This is a genomic window from Streptomyces sp. NBC_00090, from assembly GCF_045160815.1.
GTDB lineage: Bacteria > Actinomycetota > Actinomycetes > Streptomycetales > Streptomycetaceae > Streptomyces.
In genome coordinates this window covers 8,675,779-8,695,987 of the sequence record NZ_CP108224.1, presented here as the reverse complement: position 1 = coordinate 8,695,987, position 20,209 = coordinate 8,675,779, and the positions used below count along the sequence as shown (strand labels likewise).

The window sequence follows — 20,209 nt, the reverse complement described above, 5'->3', positions numbered from 1 at the left end:
CCGCGGTCGCCCGCACTGCAGAAGGGACCTGAAGAGATGCGCATCACGGCCGACACCCACCGGTGTCTGGGGGCGGGACAGTGCGTGCTGTCCGACCCCGACCGTTTCGACCAGTCGGACGACGGGACGGTGCTCCTGCTCAGGGCCCCGGTGACCGGCCCGGAGGAGGAGGCGCTGGTCCGCGGGACCGTGGCGCTGTGTCCCTCGCAGGCGCTCACCCTGGAGGCCTGAGGATGCCGGTCGAAGGACGTCTGGTCGACGCGGTCGCGGACCACCGGGGCCGGCTGCTGAGCATCGCCGAGCTGCCGCCCGTGCCCGGGGTGGACGTACGGGAGCGACTCGTCCCGGGGCCGCCCGGCGGGCCCGAGGTACGGGTGCGGGTGTACCGGCCGCGGGCCGAGCGGGCGGCGCTGCCCGCGGTGCTGTGGATCCACGGCGGCGGGTTCTGCCTGGGCAACGTGGACTCCGTGCACGGGGGCGCCGCGCAGGCCGCGCTGCACGCACGGGCCGTGGTGGTCGCGGTCTCCTACCGGCTGGCGCCGGAACACCCCTACCCGGCGGGACTCGACGACTGCTGGGCGGCGCTGGAGTGGGCCGCGGGCCACTCGGGCGAGCTCGGCACCGACCCGGCCCGCCTCGCGGTCGCCGGGGCGAGCTCCGGCGGCGCGCTGGCCGCCGGGCTGACCCTGCTCGCCCGTGACCGGGGCGGACCCGCGCTGTGTTTCCAGCACCTGAGCACGCCGGTGCTCGACGACCGGCTGGTGACCGCGTCGATGGCCGCGTACACCGACACCCCGGTCTGGAACCGTCGGCTGGCCGAGGAGAGCTGGCGGCTGTACCTGGGCGCGGCCCGGGACCGGGACTCGCTGCCGGTGTACGCGGCGCCGGCCCGGGCCGCGGACCTGAGCGGCCTGCCGGCCGCCTACATCTCGACCGCGGGCCTCGACCCGCTGCGGGACGAGGGGCTGGCGTACGGGCTGCGGCTGGCCGAGGCGGGCGTGCCGGTGGAGCTGCACAACTTCCCCGGTGCGTACCACGCGTTCGTGGACGGGGCGCAGCCCGAGGAGCAGCAGCGCATCGGGATCGAGCACCTCACGGCGCTGCGCGCGGGGCTGCACCGGCCCGCGGCCGACCGGGTCCGCCCTGCGGCCGACCAGGTCCTCCCTGCGGCCGACCGGGTTTAGAACGCCGAAAGACCCCCGTTAGGGCAGGTGGTGAGTCTGGTGACGCATTCGTCCTCGACGAGGGAGTACGTGACAGACCATGGCCAAGCCCAGCTCCGCACCGATCGCCGTCGTCGGACTCGCCTGCCGTCTGCCGGGCGCCGCCGACCCCGACGCCTTCTGGCGGCTGCTCGGCCGGGGTGAGGACGCGGTCGGGGAGCCGCCGGCGGACCGCTGGTCCGCCTCGGCTCCCCGGCACGGGGCCTTCCTGGACGAGGTGGACCGCTTCGACGCCGCCTTCTTCGGGATCTCGCCGCGCGAGGCGGCGGCCATGGACCCGCAGCAGCGCCTGATGCTCGAACTGGGCTGGGAGGCGCTGGAGGAGGCCGGGATCGTGCCCGGCGCGCTGGCCGGCAGCCGCACGGCGGTGTACGCGAGCGCCATGTGGGACGACTACGCGGCGCTTCACCACCGGCGCGGCGAGGCGGGGGCCGGACGGCACTCGGTCACCGGGCTCGGCCGGGGCATCATCGCGAACCGTCTCTCGTACGTGCTGGGGCTGACCGGCCCGAGCCTGACCGTCGACGCGGCCCAGTCGTCCTCGCTGGTCGCGGTCCACCTGGCCTGCGAGAGCCTGCGGCACGGGGAGGCCGACCTGGCCGTGGTGGGCGGCGTGAACCTGATCCTGTCGCCCGGCAGCAGCGCGGACAGCGCCCGGTTCGGCGCCCTGTCCCCCGACGGTCGGTGCTTCACCTTCGACTCCCGCGCCAACGGGTACGTCCGGGGCGAGGGCGGGGTCGCCGTCGTGCTGAAGCCGCTGGACCGGGCCGTCGCCGACGGGGACCGCGTGCACTGCTTGATCCTGGGCAGCGCCGTCAACAACGACGGCGCCTCGGCCGGCCTGACGGTGCCGGACCGGGACGCGCAGGAGGCCGTGCTGCGGGCCGCGCACGCGCGCGCCGGCACCGACGCGGCCTCCGTCCAGTACGTCGAACTGCACGGCACGGGGACCCCGGTGGGCGATCCGGTGGAGGCCGCGGCGCTCGGCGCCGCGCTGGGCGCGGGCCGTCCGGCGGACGCCCCGCTGCTGGTGGGCTCCGCGAAGACGAACGTGGGGCACCTGGAGGGCGCGGCCGGCCTGGTGGGCCTGCTGAAGACCGCGCTTGCGGTGTCCCGCCGGCGCATCCCCGCGAGCCTGAACTTCCGCGAGCCGAATCCGGCCATCCCGCTCGACGCCCTGGGGCTGCGGGTGCAGACGCGCGAGAGCGCCTGGCCGACGCCCGACCGACCGCTGATCGCGGGCGTGAGCTCGTTCGGCATGGGCGGCACCAACTGCCATGTGGTGCTGGGCGAGGCGGACTTGGCGTCGACGCGGACGGCCGGTGAGGGGCGTCCTGGCGAGGTGGACCCGGCGCCGACACGGACGGCCGGTGAGGGGCGTCCGGGCGAGGACGGCGGCAGGACCGGAGGGCCGGTGGCCTGGCTGCTGTCCGGACGCGACGCCGCGGCGCTCCGCGGGCAGGCGGACCGGTTGCGTCGGCACCAGGAGGAGCACGGCCACGACGCAGTGGACACGGCGTACTCGCTCGCCGCGCACCGTACGCGCTTCGACGAGCGGGCCGTGGTGGTCGCCGAGGACACGGCCGGTCTGCTCGCCGGGACGGCGGCGCTGGCGGCGGGGCGGGACCACCCGGCGGTGGTGCGCGGCAGCGCGGCGTCGGGCCCGGCGCGCACCGCGTTCCTGTTCACCGGGCAGGGCAGCCAGCGGGCCGGAATGGGCCGTGAACTCTACGAGACGTACGAGGAGTTCGCCGCCGCCTTCGACGAGGTGACCGCCGCCCTCGACACCCACCTGGACCGGCCGCTCAAGGAGATCGTCTTCGCCGAGGACGACACCCTGCTGCACCGGACCCAGTACACCCAGCCCGCGCTCTTCGCCCTGGAGACCGCGCTGTACCGACTGCTTGAGACCTGGGGCATCACCCCGGACCATGTGGCCGGCCACTCCATCGGGGAGCTGACGGCCGCTCATGTGGCGGGAGTTCTCTCCCTGGAGGACGCGGCGCTGCTGGTGGCCGCGCGCGGCCGGCTGATGGGCGAGCTGCCGCAGGGCGGCGCGATGGCCGCCGTGGAGGCGCCGGAGGACGCCGTCCGGCCGCTGCTGAACGAGCGGGTGACGCTCGCGGCCGTCAACGGGCCCGATTCCGTGGTGATCTCGGGCGACGAGGACGAGGTCGAGCGGGTCGCGGCCCACTTCGCCGGGCAGGGCCGGCGCACCCGACGGCTCACCGTCAGTCACGCCTTCCACTCCCACCACATGGACCCGATCCTCGACGAGTTCCGCTCCGTCGCCGCCGGACTCTCCTTCCACGCCCCCCGCATCCCGGTGATCTCCAACGTGTCGGGCGCCCCTGCAACCGCCGACGAGCTCGCCTCCCCCGACTACTGGGCCCGCCACATCCGGGAGGCCGTTCGCTTCCACGACGGCGTACGAGCCCTCCACGACGTGGGCGTCACCGTGTACCTCGAACTCGGGCCGGACGCGGTGCTCACCGGGGCGGCCCGCCGCACCCTGAAGGAGACGGACGGCGGACACGTCCTGGCGGCCGGACTGCGGAGGGGCCGGCCCGAGGCGTCCACCCTGCTGGCCGCCGTCGCGGGCGCGCACGCCCACGGGGCCGCGGTGGACTGGGCCGGGCTCTTCGCGACCCGGGGCGGGCGGGCGGTGCCGCTGCCCACGTATTCCTTCCAGCGCGAGCGGCACTGGCTGGACGCCTCGGAGGGAGCGGTCGCGGCCGAGCCCGCCGAGACGGAGCCGGTCACCGCGCAGGCATCGGCCGTCGACCCGGCCGAGCCGGGCGGCCCGGCCTCACCGCCCGCCGTACCCGATCTGACCGAACTGGTCCGTACGCACATCGCCTTCGTGCTCGGGCACGTCACCGCCGAGTCCGTCGACACCGCGCGCAGTTTCAAGGAGCTCGGGTTCGACTCACTCTCCGGCGTCGAGCTCCGGGACCGGCTCCAGTCCGCGACCGGGCTCTCCCTGCCGTCCGCGCTGATCTACCACCAGCCCACGCCCGAGGCGGTGGTCGGCCTGCTCCAGGAGCGGTACGCCGCCCCCCGCGCCGCGGCTTCCGCCGCCGCCCGCCCCGCAGCCGGGACCGGGACCGACCCGATCGTGATCGTCGGCATGGCCTGCCGCTACCCGGGCGGGGTCGGCTCCCCCGAGGAACTGTGGGAGCTCGTCGCCTCGGGCGCCGACGCGATCGGGCCGTTCCCCGCGGACCGGGGCTGGGACCTGGCCGGACTGTACGACCCCGACCCCGACCGCCCCGGGACGACGTACGCGCGGGAGGGCGGATTCCTCACCGGCGCGGGTGACTTCGACGCCGCGTTCTTCGGCATCAGCCCGCGCGAGGCCGCGGCGATGGACCCGCAGCAGCGGCTGCTCCTGGAGACGGCGTGGGAGGCGTTCGAGCGGGCGGAGATCGCTCCCGACGGGCTGCGCGGCGCCCGGGCGGGCGTGTTCGTCGGCGCGACGGCCATGGACTACGGGCCGCGGCTGCACGAGGCGGCCGAGGGCTACGACGGGTACCTCCTGACCGGCAGCACCGCGAGCGTCGCCTCGGGCCGGCTGGCGTACACCTTCGGCCTGGAGGGCCCGGCCGTCACCGTGGACACGGCCTGCTCCTCCTCGCTGGTCGCGTTGCATCTCGCGGTGCAGGCGCTGCGTCAGGGCGAGTGCGACCTCGCGCTCGCCGGCGGGGTGACGGTCATGCCCACGCCGGGCATGTTCCTGGAGTTCAGCCGGCAGCGCGGACTCGCGCCGGACGGCCGGTGCAAGCCCTTCGCCGCGGCGGCGGACGGCACCGCGTGGGCCGAGGGAGTCGGCCTGCTGCTCGTCGAACGGCTCTCGGACGCCCGCCGCAACGGACACCAGGTCCTGGCCGTCGTGCGCGGCACGGCGATCAACCAGGACGGCGCGAGCAACGGCCTGACCGCGCCCCACGGCCCCTCCCAGGAACGCGTGATCCGCCAGGCCCTGGCCACCGCCGGACTCACCGGGGCGGACGTGGACGCGATGGAGGCGCACGGCACCGGCACCCGGCTCGGCGACCCGATCGAGGCGGACGCCCTGCTGGCCACCTACGGACAGGACCGGGCGGAGGGGAACCCGTTGTGGCTGGGCTCGCTCAAGTCCAACATCGGACACACGCAGGCCGCCGCAGGCGTCGGCGGCATCATCAAGATGGTCGAGGCCATGCGCCACGGCGTCCTGCCCCGCACCCTGCACGTCGACGAACCGTCCCCGCACGTCGACTGGACGGCGGGAGCCGTCGAACTCCTCACCGAGGCCCGGGAATGGACCACGGCCGGACGCCCGCGACGGGCCGCGGTGTCGTCCTTCGGCATCAGCGGCACCAACGCCCACGTCATCCTGGAGCAGGGTCCGGAGCGGAGCCCGGAGCCCGTGGCGGAGAACCGGCCGCAATCAGGTCCGGTGCTCCTTCCGCTGTCCGCACGGACCGCGGACGCGTTGCCCGCACAGGCCGCGCGCCTGTCGGCGTACCTGGCCGATCGCCCGGACGCCGACCTCGCCGGCGTCGCCGGCGCGCTGGCCCGGGGCCGGGCCGCTCTGGAGCACCGTGCGGTGCTGGTCGCCGAGGACAGGGAGGAGGCGCTGGCCGCGCTGGCCGCGCTGGAGGCCGGGGACGACCACCCGGCTGTGGTGCGGGGCACGGCCGCGGGCCCGGTCCGTACCGCCTTCCTGTTCACCGGGCAGGGCAGCCAGCGGGCAGGGATGGGGCGTGAACTCTATGAGACTTACGAGAAGTTCGCCGCCGCCTTCGACGAGGTGACCGCCGCCCTCGACACCCACCTGGACCGGCCGCTCAAGGAGATCGTCTTCGCCGAGGACGACACCCCGCTGCACCGCACTCAGTACACCCAGCCCGCGCTCTTCGCCCTGGAAACGGCTCTGTTCCGCCTCGCGGAGCATCAGGGGCTGGTCCCGAGCCACTTGATCGGGCACTCCATCGGCGAGTTCGCCGCCGCCCACGTGGCGGGCGTGCTCTCGCTGGAGGACGCGGCCCTGCTGGTCGCCGCACGCGGACGGCTGATGGGCGAGCTGCCACAGGGCGGCGCCATGGCGGCGGTCCAGGCCACCGAGGACGAGGTCCTTCCCCTGCTGGGCGAGCGCGTGGCCCTGGCCGCGGTCAACGGACCCGAATCCGTGGTCGTCTCAGGCGACGAAGACGAAGTCCAGCGCGTCACCGCCCACTTCACGGCCCTCGGCCGACGCACCCGCCCCCTCACCGTCAGCCACGCCTTCCACTCCCCCCACATGGACCCCATCCTCGACGAATTCCGCACCGTCGCCGCCGGACTCACCTTCCACCCACCCCACACCCCGATCATCTCCACCCTCACCGGCACCCTCGCCACGACCGAAGAACTCGCCTCCCCCGACTACTGGACGCGCCATATCCGCGAGACCGTCCGCTACCACCACGCCGTCGAGACCCTCCGTGGCCTGGGGACGGGACGGACGCAGGTGCTGGTCGAGCTGGGTCCCGACGCCGCGCTGAGCGCGACGACTCCGGGGGCTCTGCCCCTGCTGCGCCGCAACCGCGACGAGCGGCGCACCCTGCTCGGCGCGCTCGCGGCCGCGTATGCGAGCGGTGCGGTCCTCGACCGGTCCGTGCTGGACCCCGGCCTGCTCGCGCACCGGGGCGACCTGCCCACGTACGCCTTCCAGCGCGAGCGGCACTGGCTCGCCGCACCCACCGCCGTGGGCGGTGCGGAACTCCTGGGGCTGACGGGGCTGCCCGCGGTCGGGCACCCGTTCCTGGGCTCGCGAATCGAACTGGCCGAGGACGGCGGCCTGGTCCTGCCCGGTCAGGTCTCGGCGGTGGCGCACCCTTGGCTGGCGGACCACCGGATCGCGGGCCGGGTGCTCCTGCCCGGAACCGCGTTTCTCGACCTGGCCCTGGCCGCCGGCGAGCAGGCCGGAACCCCGCGGGTCGAGGAACTGACCCTGGAGGCCCCGCTCGTCCTGGCCGGGGACACGCCGGTGCGGCTGCAGGTGTCGGTCGGGGCCCCGGACGAGCACGGGGCGCGCAGTCTGTCCGTCCACGGTCGCGCCTCGGACACGGAGACGCACGCGGGCTCGGGCTCGGGCGAGGGCACGTGGACCCGGCACGCCACCGCACTGCTCACCCCGGCCCGTACCGCCGTACCCGCAGCCGAATCGACCGGTTCGTGGCCGCCGCCGGGCGCCGAGCCGGTGGATCCTGCCGCGCTGTACGAGGAGCTCGACGCCCTCGGGTACGGCTACGGGCCCGCGTTCCGGGGCGTCCGCGCGGGCTGGCGACACGACGGGGAGCTGTACGCCGAGCTGGAGTTGCCGGTCGCGGAGGCCGGGGCGGACACGGCGGCCCGGGCGGGCGCGGAGCCGCGGGGGTTCGCCGTGCACCCCGCGCTCCTTGACGCCGCTCTGCATCTGCCGGTGATCCGAGCGGCCGGGGAAGCCGGCGGCGGGCTGCCGCTGCCGTTCTCCTGGACCGGGGTGGAACTCCACGCGACGGGGGCCTCGGTCCTGCGGGTGCGCTGGTCGGCGGACGGCCGGCTGACGGCGGTGGACCCGGAGGGACGACCGGTCGTCTCGGCGGACGCGCTCGCGCTGCTGCCGGTGGACCCGGCCCGGCTGGGCGCGCCCGCCGGGCGTCCGCGCGACCTGCACCGGCTGCGCTGGGATCCGGTCGTCGCGGAGACCGCGCCGGGTCGGCCCGGCTCCGTCGCCCTCGTGGACGCGGTCGCCGAGTGGGAAACGGAGGTCGAGGTCCCGCCGGTGGTCGCGGTCCGCGTCCCGACCGGTCGTGCGGGGGCCGGGCACGCCTTGGAGCAGCTTCGCGCCTGGCTGATCGAGGACCGGTTCCGGGACGCGCGGCTGCTGCTGCTCACCCGGGGTGCGGTCGCCGCTGCCGACGGGGACGCGGTGGCGGACCCCTGGGCGGCCGCCGTGTGGGGGCTCGTACGGACGGCTCAGTCGGAGCACCCGGACCGGTTCGCGGTCGCCGACGTCGATCTCGCCCTGGACGGGGCGGAGGGGGCGGCGGAGCCCGAGATTCAGGGCGTGCTCACGACGCTGGCCGCCGCCTCGTCGAGCGATCCTCAACTCGCCTTGCGTGCAGGCGTGTTGAGAGCACCGAAGCTGGTCGGCGCCGAGGACGGCGCGGACGCGCCGGCGCTCGGCGGTCCGACCGGGCTCGCGGACCGCACCGTGCTGGTGACCGGTGCCACGGGCGCCCTGGGGCGGCTGCTGGCCCGTCACCTCGTCGAGCGGCACGGCGCACGGCACCTGTTGCTGCTCAGCCGGTCCGGGGCGGCGGCCGCCGGGGCCGACGAGCTGCTGGCCGAGCTGACCGCGGCCGGTGCACGGGCCGAGTTCGCGGCCGTGGACGCCGCCGACCGGGAGGCGCTGGCCCGGGTGCTGGAGTCCGTGCCCGAGGAGCGTCCGCTGGGTGCGGTGTTCCACCTGGCGGGGGCGCTGGACGACGGCACGCTCGCGTCGCTCACCGGCGACCGCCTGGACGCCGTCCTGCGGCCGAAGGCCGACGCCGCCCTCCATCTGCACGAGTTGACCGCGGACCGGGACCTGTCCGCCTTCGTGCTCTTCTCGTCGGTCAGCGGTCTCGTCGGCACCGCCGGGCAGGCCAATTACGCGGCCGCCAACGCCGTCCTGGACGCCCTCGCGGAGAAGCGGCGCGCAGCCGGACTGCCGGGTGTGTCGCTGGCCTGGGGCCTGTGGGACACCGAGGACGGCATGGCGGGCGGGCTGGGCGCGGCCGAGCGGGCGCGGTGGGCGCGCTCCGGCTTCGCCCCCCTGACCGGGGCCGAGGGCCTGGCCCTGCTCGACGCGCTCCCGGCCGGTGCGGCGGGTGCGCTCGTCCCCGTCCGGCTGGACGCGGCGGCGCTGCGCGAGCGGGCGGCGGCCGGGCCGCTGCCGGCTCCGCTGCGGCACCTGGTACGGACGCCCCTGCGGCGGGCCGCGGCGGGAGCCGCGACCGGGCGGTCGGCCGGCGAGGAGTCCTGGGCCGAGCGGACGGGCGCGCTGTCGCCGGTCGATCGCGACCGCACGGTGGCCGAGCTCGTCCGGACCACCGTCGCCACCGTCCTCGGCCACGCCACGTCCACGTCGATCGACGCCGCCCGAGCCTTCCGGGACCTGGGCTTCGACTCACTGACCGGCGTGGAGCTGCGCAACCGGCTCGGCGCCCTCACCGGCCTGCGCATCCCCGCGACCGCCGTCTTCGACCACCCCTCCCCCGAGGCGCTCGCCGCCTATCTGGTGGGGTTGCTGCCGGGTGGTTCCGCCACGGGGCGGACCGACCGGGGCGCGCCGGGAGCGGTCGCGGCGGTGTCCGACGACCCGATCGTGATCGTCGGGATGGCCTGCCGCTACCCGGGCGAGGTGGGCTCACCCGAGGAGCTGTGGGAGCTCGTCGCCTCGGGTGCCGACGCGATCGGGCCGTTCCCCGCGGACCGGGGCTGGGACCTGGCCGGACTGTACGACCCGGACCCCGAGCACCTGGGCACCTCGTACACACGGGAGGGCGGATTCCTTTACGGGGCCGCCGAGTTCGACGCCGAGTTCTTCGGGATCAGCCCGCGCGAGGCGGTGGCCGCCGACCCGCAGCAGCGGCTGCTCCTGGAGACGGCCTGGGAGGCGTTCGAGCGGGCCGGGATCGACGCCGCGGCGGTGCGCGGCAGCCGGACCGGGGTGTTCGCGGGCGTGATGTACAACGACTACAGCGCGCGACTGGCCAGGACACCGGAGGAGCTCGAGGGGTACGTCCTCACCGGCAACACGGCCAGCGTGGTCTCCGGCCGGCTGGCGTACACCTTCGGCCTGGAGGGCCCGGCCGTCACCGTCGACACCGCCTGCTCCTCCTCGCTGGTCGCCCTGCACCTGGCGGCGCAGGCGCTGCGCAGCGGCGAGTGCGACCTCGCCCTGGCCGGCGGCGTCACCGTGATGGCGCGGCCGGACACCTTCGTGGAGTTCAGCCGGCAGCGCGGACTGTCCGCCGACGGGCGTTGCAAGTCCTTCGCGGCGGCGGCGGACGGGACCGGCTGGTCGGAGGGCGTCGGGCTGCTGCTCGTCGAACGGCTCTCGGACGCCCGCCGCAACGGACACCAGGTCCTCGCCGTCGTACGCGGCTCCGCCGTCAACCAGGACGGCGCGAGCAATGGTCTGACCGCGCCCAACGGCCCCTCCCAGGAACGTGTGATCCGCCAGGCCCTGGCCGGCGCCGGACTCACCGGGGCGGACGTGGACGCGGTCGAGGCGCACGGCACCGGCACCCGGCTCGGCGACCCGATCGAGGCGCAGGCCCTGCTGGCCACCTACGGACAGGACCGGACGGAGGGGAACCCGTTGTGGCTGGGCTCGCTCAAGTCCAACATCGGACACACGCAGGCCGCCGCAGGCGTCGGCGGCATCATCAAAATGGTCGAGGCCATGCGCCACGGCGTCCTGCCCCGCACCCTGCACGTCGACGAACCGTCCCCGCACGTCGACTGGACGGCGGGAGCCGTCGAACTCCTCACCGAGGCCCGGGAATGGACCACGGCCGGACGCCCGCGACGGGCCGCGGTGTCGTCCTTCGGCATCAGCGGCACCAACGCCCACGTCATCCTGGAGGAGCCCGAGGCGGCTCCGGCCACGACGCCTGCCGTGTCCGACGCGCCCGATCGTGATCCGGATGCCGGAGCGGCGTCGGGCCCGGTGCTGCTGCCGTTGTCCGCGCACTCCCCCGAGGCGTTGCGGGCGCAGGCCGCCCGCCTGTCGGCCCATCTGGAAGCCCGGCCGGACACCACGCTGCGGGCCGCCGCGCGGGTCCTGGCCACCGGACGGGCCGCGCTGTCCCATCGCGCGCTGGTCCTGGCCGAGGACCGGGAGGACGCCCTCGCGTCGCTGGCCGCCCTGGAGGCCGGCGAGGAGCACCCGGCGGTCGTGCGCGGCACCGCGGAGGGCGAGCTCCGCGCCGCCTTCCTGTTCACCGGGCAGGGCAGCCAGCGGGCAGGGATGGGGCGTGAACTCTATGAGACTTACGAGGAGTTCGCCGCCGCCTTCGACGAGGTGACCGCCGCCCTCGACACCCATCTGGACCGGCCGCTCAAGGAGATCGTCTTCGCCGAGGACGACGCCCTGCTGCGCCGAACCCAGTACACCCAGCCCGCGCTCTTCGCCGTCGAGGTCGCGCTCCATCGACTGCTGGCCGCCCGAGGCGTCGTCCCGAGCCACTTGATCGGGCACTCCATCGGCGAGTTCGCCGCCGCCCACGTGGCGGGCGTCCTCTCCCTGCAGGACTCCGCCCTGCTGGTCGCCACACGCGGACGACTGATGGGCGAGCTCCCTCAAGGCGGCACCATGGCGGCGGTCCAGGCCACCGAGGACGAGGTCCTTCCCCTGCTGGGCGAGCGCGTGGCCCTGGCCGCGGTCAACGGACCCGAATCCGTGGTCGTCTCAGGCGACGAAGACGAAGTCCAGCGCGTCACCGCCCACTTCACGGCCCTCGGCCGACGCACCCGACGCCTCACCGTCAGCCACGCCTTCCACTCCCCCCACATGGACCCCATCCTCGACGAATTCCGCACCGTCGCCGCCGGACTCACCTTCCACCCACCCCACACCCCGATCATCTCCACCCTCACCGGCACCCTCGCCACGACCGAGGAGCTGGCGTCGCCCGACTACTGGACCCGGCACATCCGCGAAGCGGTCCGCTATCACGAGGCGGTGGAGACCCTTCGCGGCCTGGGCGTCGTACTCCCCGTCGAGGTGGGGCCGGACGCCGCACTCACCTCGCTGACCCCGGGCGCGGTCCCGCTGCTCCGCCGCAACCGCGACGAGCGGACGACGTTCCTCACCGCGCTCGCCACCGCCCACGCGCACGGCGTGGCCCTGGACAGGTCCTCCTTCGCGGGCGGCGCCGTCGCCACCGGCCCGGCGGACGCCCACGAGCTGCCCACCTACCCCTTCCAGCGAGAGCGCTACTGGATGGAGGCAGCGTCCACCGCCGCGGGCCCGGCGGCCCTGCTGGGCCCGGCGGTGGAACTCGCGGACGGCCGGGGGCTGTTGTTCTCCGGAAGTCTCGATCCGGAGCTGCTTCCCTGGCTCGCGGACCACGTGGTGGGCGGCGCGCCCCTCGTCCCGGGCAGCGTCTTCGCCGAACTGGCGCTCCAGGCGGGCGAGTACGCCCAGAGCCCGGTGGTGGACGACCTCACTCTGGAGTCGCCGCTGCTGCTGCCCGTCTCCGGCCCGGTCGCGCTGCAGCTCACCGTCGACGCCCCGGACGCCGGCGGCCGCCGCCCGTTCGCGGTGCACGCCCGGACCGCCGACGACGCGCCCTGGGTGCGTCACGCCTCGGGGAGCCTCGTGCCCGAAGGCCCGGTCGGCGAGGCGGCCGGCACGGCGTGGCCGCCGGCCGGCGCCGACGCACTCGACGTGGAGCGGGTGTACGCCCGCCTCGCGGACCTCGGGTACGGCTACGGACCGGCGTTCCGCAATCTGACCGCCGCCTGGCGGGACGGGGACACTCTGGTCGCCGAGGTGCGGCTGTCGGCGGACGTGGAGGCGTCGGCCGAGGGGTTCGCTCTGCACCCCGCGCTGCTCGACGCGGCCCTGCACCTCCTGCCGGTCCGGGACGAGGACTCCGCCGAGGTGGTCCTGCCCTTCTCCTGGACGGGCTTGCGGCTGCACGCCACCGGAGCCACCGCGCTGCGGGTCGCGCTCGCCCCGGCCGGGCCGGGGGCGGTGTCCCTGCGCGCCACGGATCCGGCCGGCGCGCCCGTCGTCAGCGCGGAGGCGATGGTCCTGCGGCCACTGCCCGAGGGCGCGCTGTCCGCCGCCCCGGCCGTGGCCGGGCTGCCGCTGTACGCCGTGGCATGGCAGGACCTGACCCCGTCGTCCGCCCCGGACGTCGAAACCGCCGCCGCGACCGTGACGGAGCGCTTCGCGTCGTACGAGAGCCCGCAGGCGGCCGCCGCGCGCGCCCTGGAGCTCGTCCAGGACTGGCTGGCGCGGGAACGGCCCGCGGGGGCGCGGCTCGCGCTGGTCACCGAGGGTGCCGTGGCGACCGGTGCGGGCGAGGGCCTGTCCGGGCTGCCGACGGCGGCCGCGTGGGGGCTGGTCCGCACCGCGCAGACCGAGCATCCTGACCGGTTCGTACTGGTCGACACCGACGGCAGCGCGGCGTCCGCTGCCGCCCTCGACCGGGCGCTCGGCTCGGGCGAGCCCCAGCTCGCCCTGCGGGAGGGTCGGATCCTCGTCCCCCGCCTCGCCGCGCTGCCGGCCGTGCAGGGCGATCCGCGCCCGCTGCGGACGGACGGGACGGTGCTGCTCACCGGCGCGACCGGGGCACTCGGCACGCTCCTGGCCGAACACCTGGTCACCACGCACGGCATCACCCGACTGCTGCTCACCAGCAGGCGCGGCCCCGACGCCCCCGGAGCCCGCGAACTCACCGAGCGCATCACAGCCTTGGGCGCCCACGTCACCCTGACCGCCACCGACACCGCCGACCCCGACGCCGTCCGCGCACTCCTCGACGACATCCCCGACGCACACCCGCTCACCACCGTCGTCCACGCCGCCGGTGTGCTCGACGACGGCCTGCTGGAGGACCTGACGCCGGAGCGCCTGGACGTCGTCCTGCGCCCGAAGGCCGACGCGGCCTTGCTGCTGCACGAGCTCACCGCGGACCGGGAGCTGGACGCCTTCGTCCTCTTCTCCTCGATCACCGGCGTGACCGGTACGGCCGGGCAGGCCAACTACGCCGCGGCCAACGCCTACGTGGACGCGCTGGCCCAGCACCGGCAGGCCCTCGGCCTGCCCGCCACCTCCCTCGCCTGGGGCCTGTGGGACACCGAGACCGGCATGGGGGGACATCTCAGCGCATCCGACGTCGCGCGCATCGCCCGCACCGGCATCGCCCCGCTCACCGTCGACGAAGGACTCCGCCTCTTCGACGCCGCGCTCGCGGTACCGGCAGGCCCGGAGCGGGCGGCACTGGTGGCGAGCCGGTTCGCGCCCGCCGCCCTTGAGGGGTCCGCCTCGGCGGTCCCGGCCCCACTGCGCTCGCTTGTCCGGGTCACCCGGCGGCGGGCCGCCTCCGGTACGACCCCGGCGGCACCGGCCGACCTGGCCGCTGGGCTGTCGGCGCTCTCCCGCGCGGACGCGGAACGCCAGATCCTGGAGCTGGTGCGGTCGGCCGCGGCCACCGTGCTCGGCCACTCCGGCGCCGACTCGGTCACGGCCGGCCGCGCCTTCACCGACCTGGGCTTCGACTCGCTCGCCGCCGTCGATCTGCGCAACCGGCTCGGCGCGGCCACCGGCCTGCGGCTGCCCACGACCCTGGTCTTCGACCACCCCACACCGACCGCGCTGGCCGGTCGGCTCCTCGCCGAGCTGCTGCCGGACCGGGCCACCGCCGGCACGCGCGCCGAGGGCGCGCCAGTCTTCCGGGCGCGCGTCGACGACGATCCGATCGCCCTCGTCGCGATGGCCTGCCGGTTCCCGGGCGGGGTGAACTCCCCCGAGGAGCTGTGGCAGCTGGTCGCGGACGGCACGGACGCCGTGTCCGGCTTCCCCACCGACCGCGGCTGGGATCTCGCCGGCCTCTACGACCCGGAAGGCGAGCGTCCGGGCGCCTCGTACGCACGGGAGGGCGGATTCCTTTACGGGGCCGCCGAGTTCGACCCCGAGTTCTTCGGCATGAGCCCGCGCGAGGCTCTGACCACGGACCCGCAGCAGCGCCTGCTCCTGGAGACCGCCTGGGAGGCCTTCGAACGGGCCGGGATCGACCCGGCCGGGCTGCGCGGTTCAAAGACCGGCGTGTTCGCCGGAGTGATGTACAACGACTACGGGGCCCGGCTGCACCAGGCCGAGGAGGCGCCCGAGGGCTTCGAGGGCTATCTGGTCAGCGGCAGCGCGGGCAGCGTGGCCTCCGGCCGGGTGGCTTACACCTTCGGCCTGGAGGGACCGGCCGTCACCGTCGACACCGCCTGCTCCTCCTCCCTCGTCGCCCTGCACCTGGCCGTGCAGGCGCTGCGCAACGGCGAATGCGACCTCGCCCTGGCCGGCGGGGTGACGGTGATGGCGAGCCCGGCGACGTTCGTCGAGTTCAGCCGGCAGCGGGGGCTCGCGCCCGACGGGCGCTGCAAGCCGTTCGCGGCGGCCGCGGACGGTACGGGCTGGGCGGAGGGCGCCGGACTGCTGCTCGTCGAACGGCTTTCGGACGCCCGCCGCCACGGCCATCGGGTCCTGGCACTGGTCAGCGGCACGGCCGTCAACCAGGACGGCGCGAGCAACGGCCTGACCGCGCCCAACGGCCCCTCCCAGCAACGGGTGATCCGGCAGGCGCTGGCCACCGCGGGACTCACCGCCCGGGACGTCGACGCCGTCGAGGCGCACGGCACCGGCACCCGGCTCGGCGATCCGATCGAGGCGCAGGCGCTGCTCGCCGTCTATGGAGCGGACCGGCCGACGGACGACCCGCTGTTCCTGGGGTCGGTGAAGTCCAACATCGGTCACACGCAGGCCGCGGCCGGCGTCGCCGGGGTGATCAAGTCGGTGATGGCGATGCGGCACGGCGTCCTGCCGAGGAGTCTGCACATCGACGAGCCGTCCCCGCACGTCGACTGGACGGCGGGCGCGGTGGAGCTCCTCACCGAGTCCGTGGCCTGGCCCGAGCGGGACCGCCCGCGACGGGCCGCCGTCTCCTCCTTCGGCATCAGCGGCACCAACGCCCACGTGGTGCTCGAGCACGTCCCCGACCCGGCCCCGGATCCCGCTCCGGCCGAGCCGGACGGCGTGCCCGTCGCCGAGGACCCGCTGCCGTGGCTGCTCTCGGCGCGGACGCCCGAGGCTCTGCGCGCCCTGGCGGGACGGCTGCACGCCTGGGTCGATGCGCGTCCGGAGGCGGAGGTCCGCGGAACGGCCGTGGCGTTGGCCGGCGGGCGGAGCGCCCTGGAGCACCGGGCGGCGTTCGTCGCCGTCGGCCGGGAGGAGGCGTCGGCCGCTCTGCGCCGCCTGTCCGAGGGGGACCAGTCGCGGGCCGCGGTGCGCGAGGCGCCCGCCGATGCGCCCCGAACGGCTTTCCTGTTCACCGGGCAGGGCAGCCAGCGGGCCGGAATGGGCCGCGAACTGTACGAGACGTACGAGGAGTTCGCCGCCGCCTTCGACGAGGTGACCGCCGCCCTCGACACCCATCTGGACCGGCCGCTCAAGGACGTCGTCTTCGCCGAGGACGACACCCTGCTGCACCGCACCGAGTACACCCAGCCGGCCCTGTTCGCCCTGGAGACCGCGCTGTACCGACTGCTTGAGACCTGGGGCATCACCCCGGACCACGTGGCCGGCCACTCCATCGGATCGGTGGCGGCCGCTCATGTGTCCGGCGTGCTGAGCCTGGCCGACGCGGCGACGCTGATCACGGCACGGGGCCGGTTGATGCAGGCCCTGCCGCCGGGCGGCGCCATGGTCGCCCTCTCGGTGGACGAGGACACGGCGCGGGCGCTGCTGGCGGGCCACGAGGGCGTGGCGGGCATCGCGGCCGTCAACGGGCCGCGGGCCACGGTCGTCTCCGGCGCGGAGGAGGCCGTACGCGAGATCGCCGCCCGGGCCGCCGAGACCGGCGCGAAGACCCGGCGCCTGACGGTCAGCCACGCCTTCCACTCGCCGCTGATGGAGCCGATGCTCGACGCGTTCCGCGCGGTGGTGGCGGGCCTCGAGTTCCACCCGCCGGCCGTCCCGCTGGTCTCCGACCTCACCGGACGGCTCGCAAGCGCCGAAGAGCTCGCCTCGCCGGACTACTGGACCGCCCACATCCGCGGCACCGTCCGCTTCGCCGACGTGCTGCGCACGCTGCGGGAACAGGGTGTCGGGGCGTTCTTCGAGGTCGGCCCGGACGCCGTGCTCGCGACGATGGCCGCCGACACGCTCTCGGACGACGCCCTGCCGGACGACGCCGTCGCGCTGCCGCTGCTGCGCCGCGACCGGGCGGAGGCCGCCGCCCTGTCCGAGGCGCTCGGAGCGCTGTGGACGGCGGGGGTCCCGGTGGACTGGACGGCGTACTTCGGCGGCCGGGGCGCGGACGCCCCGGACCTGCCCACGTACCCCTTCCAACGCGACCGGTACTGGCTGGACGTGCCGGCCCGCAGGCACGCGGACGTCGGCGGAGCCGGACTCGGCGTCGCGGACCATCCCCTGCTCGGCGCTGCCCTCGAACTGGCCGACGGCTCGGGCGTCGTGCACACCGGGCTGCTCTCCGCGCTCACCCACCCCTGGCTCGGGGACCACGCGCTGCTCGGCGCGGTCGTGCTGCCCGGTGCCGCGTTGCTGGACCTGGCGCTGTACGCGGGGCGGGCGGCGGGCGCACCGAAGCTGGACGAACTCACGTTGAACGCGCCGCTGTTGCTGCCCGAGGAGGGTGCGGTGCGGCTCCAGGTCACGGTGGGCGCGGCCGACGCGGAGGGCCGGCGGACCGTCGGCGTCCATGCGCGGGAGGCCGGGAGTGAAGGCCCGTGGACGGAGCACGCCTCCGGTGTGCTGGCCCCGGATCCGGGCCCGGATGCCGACGCCGACGGGGCGGACTCGCTCGGCGTGTGGCCGCCGGCCGGTGCGGAGCCGGTCGACGTCTCGTCCGCGTACGAGGACCTGGCGCGGCTCGGCTACGCCTACGGACCGGCCTTCCAGGGTCTCCGGGCGGCCTGGCGACGTGACGACGGCGCCTGGTTCGCCGAGGTCTCGCCCGGGGAGGGAGCGGGCGGGGACTCCGGCGGGGCGACCCACGGGTTCCCGGTGGGACCCGCGCTGCTCGACGCGGCGCTGCATCCGCTCGCACTCGAAGGACCCGGCGAGTCCGGCGGCCTGCGGGTGCCGTTCTCCTGGGCAGGCGTACGGGTGCACGGAGCGGTGGGGTCCGGCGGCCTCCGGGTCGCCCTCACCCCGACGGGCCCCGACCGCAGCCGGCTGGTCCTCGCCGACAGGACCGGGGAACCGGTGCTGTCCGTGGCGGAGCTGAACGTACGGGAGACCGACCCGGCCCGGCTGCTCGCGCGCCGGGGATCCGGCTCCGGCAGCACCCTGTACCGGGTGGACTGGTCGCCGCTGCCGGAGCCGAAGTCCGCCGCCGCGGACTGGGCGCCGTACGAGGAGGCGTCCGCGTCCGTGCCGCACGCGTCAGCGTTCGCCCCGTACGCGGTGCTCGCCGCGGCGCCGGCCGCCTCCGCGTACGACACGCTGCGGACGCTGCGCGACTGGCTGGACGACGAGCGGAGCGCCGACGCGACGCTGGTCGTCCTCACCCGAGGCGCCACGGCCGTGCGGGAGTCGGAACCCGTCACCGGGTTGGAGCAGGCTCCTCTGTGGGGGCTCGTGCGCACGGCGCAGAGCGAGCACCCCGGCCGGTTCGTCCTCGTGGACACCGACGGCAGCGCGGCCTCGGAGGCGGCACTCGGCCGGGCACTGGGCTCGGGCGAGCCACAACTCGCTGTGCGAGAAGGCGCGTTGTTCATCCCACGGCTGGCGGTCCTACCGGAGCCCGAGCCGCGCGCCGGAGTCCTGCGGACGGACGGGACGGTGCTGCTCACCGGCGCGACCGGGGCACTCGGCACGCTCCTGGCCGAACACCTGGTCACCGCGCACGGCATCACCCGACTGCTGCTCACCAGCAGGCGCGGCCCCGACGCCCCCGGAGCCCGCGAACTGACCGAGCGCATCACATCGTTGGGCGCCCACGTCACCCTGACCGCCACCGACACCGCCGACCCCGACGCCGTCCGCGCACTCCTCGACGAGATCCCCGACGCACACCCGCTCACCGCCGTCGTCCACGCCGCCGGCGTCACCCGGGACGGCACGCTCGGCTCCCTCACGGAGTCGGACGTCGTCGAGGTGCTGCGCCCGAAGGCGGTCGCGGCCGGGCTGTTGCACGAGCTGACCGCCGACCGGAAGCTGGACGCCTTCGTCCTGTTCTCCTCCGTGGCCGGCATCACGGGCAACCCGGGACAGGCCAACTACGCGGCCGCCAATACGTATGTGGACGCGCTGGCCCAGCACCGGCACGCCCTCGGGCTGCCCGCCACGTCCCTCGCCTGGGGCCTGTGGGACACCGAGACCGGGATGGGGGGACATCTCAGCGCATCCGACGTCGCCCGCATCGCCCGCACCGGCATCGCCCCGCTCACCGTCGACGAAGGACTCCGGCTCTTCGACGCGGCCCTGCTCAGCGGGGTGCCGCTGGTCGTGCCGGCCCGGGTCGACACGGCGGCCCTGCGCCGGGCCGTCGACCCGGCCGGCATCCCGGCCCTGCTGCGGGGCCTCGTCCCGCCGCCGGCCCCGGGGCCCGCGTCGAACGCGACGCGGCCGGCCGGCGGCGTTCGGGGCGCGGCGGCGGACGGTCCCCCGCCGTGGGTGCGCAAGCTCGCCGAGGCGTCCGCGGCCGACCGGCCCCGGATCGCCCTGGATCTCGTCCGCGCGACGGTGGCCGAGGTGCTCGGCCACCCGCCGAACCACCCCGTGCCCGTCGACCGCGGGCTGCTCGACCTGGGCTTCGACTCGCTCACCGCGGTCGAACTGCGCAACCGGCTCGGAGCGGAGACCGGCCTGCGGCTGCCCACGACCGTGCTCTTCGACCGACCGACGGCGAGCGCGCTCGCCACGCATCTGCTGGGCGAGCTCGCGCCCCGCCTCCCCGGCGGCGCGGCGGCCACCCTGGCCCGCATCGAGGAGCTGGAGACCTCGTTCGCCGACGGCGACGGACTGAGCGCCGAGGCGCGCGAGCGCATCGCCGACCGCCTGACGGCGGTCCTGGCCCGGCTCCGCCCGGAGGCCGGGGCCTCCGACGACACGCACACCACCGCACTCCTGGACCGGGCCTCCGACGACGAGCTGTTCCGGCTCATCGACGGCGGCCTCGGCTCCGAGTGAACCGCACCAAGAGGAGAGTTGACGTCGAATGACGAACGAGGACAAGCTCCGC

At 75.6% G+C, this 20,209-nt stretch carries 3 protein-coding genes; all 3 read left to right on the top strand.

Annotated features, from left to right (window positions below; genetic code table 11):
- Positions 1–36 precede the first annotated feature (36 nt).
- The 3 genes from OG361_RS38315 to OG361_RS38305 all read left to right on the top strand — a co-directional run bounded on the left by OG361_RS38315 (position 37) and on the right by OG361_RS38305 (position 20,157).
- A complete protein-coding gene (locus OG361_RS38315; RefSeq protein ID WP_405861126.1) occupies positions 37–231 on the top strand; it encodes a ferredoxin in 195 nt (64 codons plus the stop codon).
- A gap of 2 nt (positions 232–233) precedes the next feature.
- Positions 234–1,184: an alpha/beta hydrolase gene (locus OG361_RS38310; protein WP_405861124.1), complete on the top strand. Its 951-nt coding sequence runs from the start codon at positions 234–236 to the stop codon at positions 1,182–1,184.
- A 79-nt stretch (positions 1,185–1,263) separates the two neighbouring features.
- Positions 1,264–20,157, top strand: coding sequence for an SDR family NAD(P)-dependent oxidoreductase (locus tag OG361_RS38305; RefSeq protein WP_405861122.1), 18,894 nt, complete (start codon positions 1,264–1,266; stop codon positions 20,155–20,157).
- Positions 20,158–20,209 lie beyond the last annotated feature (52 nt).

Bases quoted from the DNA above. Each gene is read 5' to 3' on its own strand.
- OG361_RS38315 (WP_405861126.1), top strand. From the start codon at position 37: ATGCGCATCACGGCCGACACCCACCGGTGTCTGGGGGCGGGACAGTGC.
- OG361_RS38310 (WP_405861124.1), top strand. From the start codon at position 234: ATGCCGGTCGAAGGACGTCTGGTCGACGCGGTCGCGGACCACCGGGGC.
- OG361_RS38305 (WP_405861122.1), top strand. From the start codon at position 1,264: ATGGCCAAGCCCAGCTCCGCACCGATCGCCGTCGTCGGACTCGCCTGC.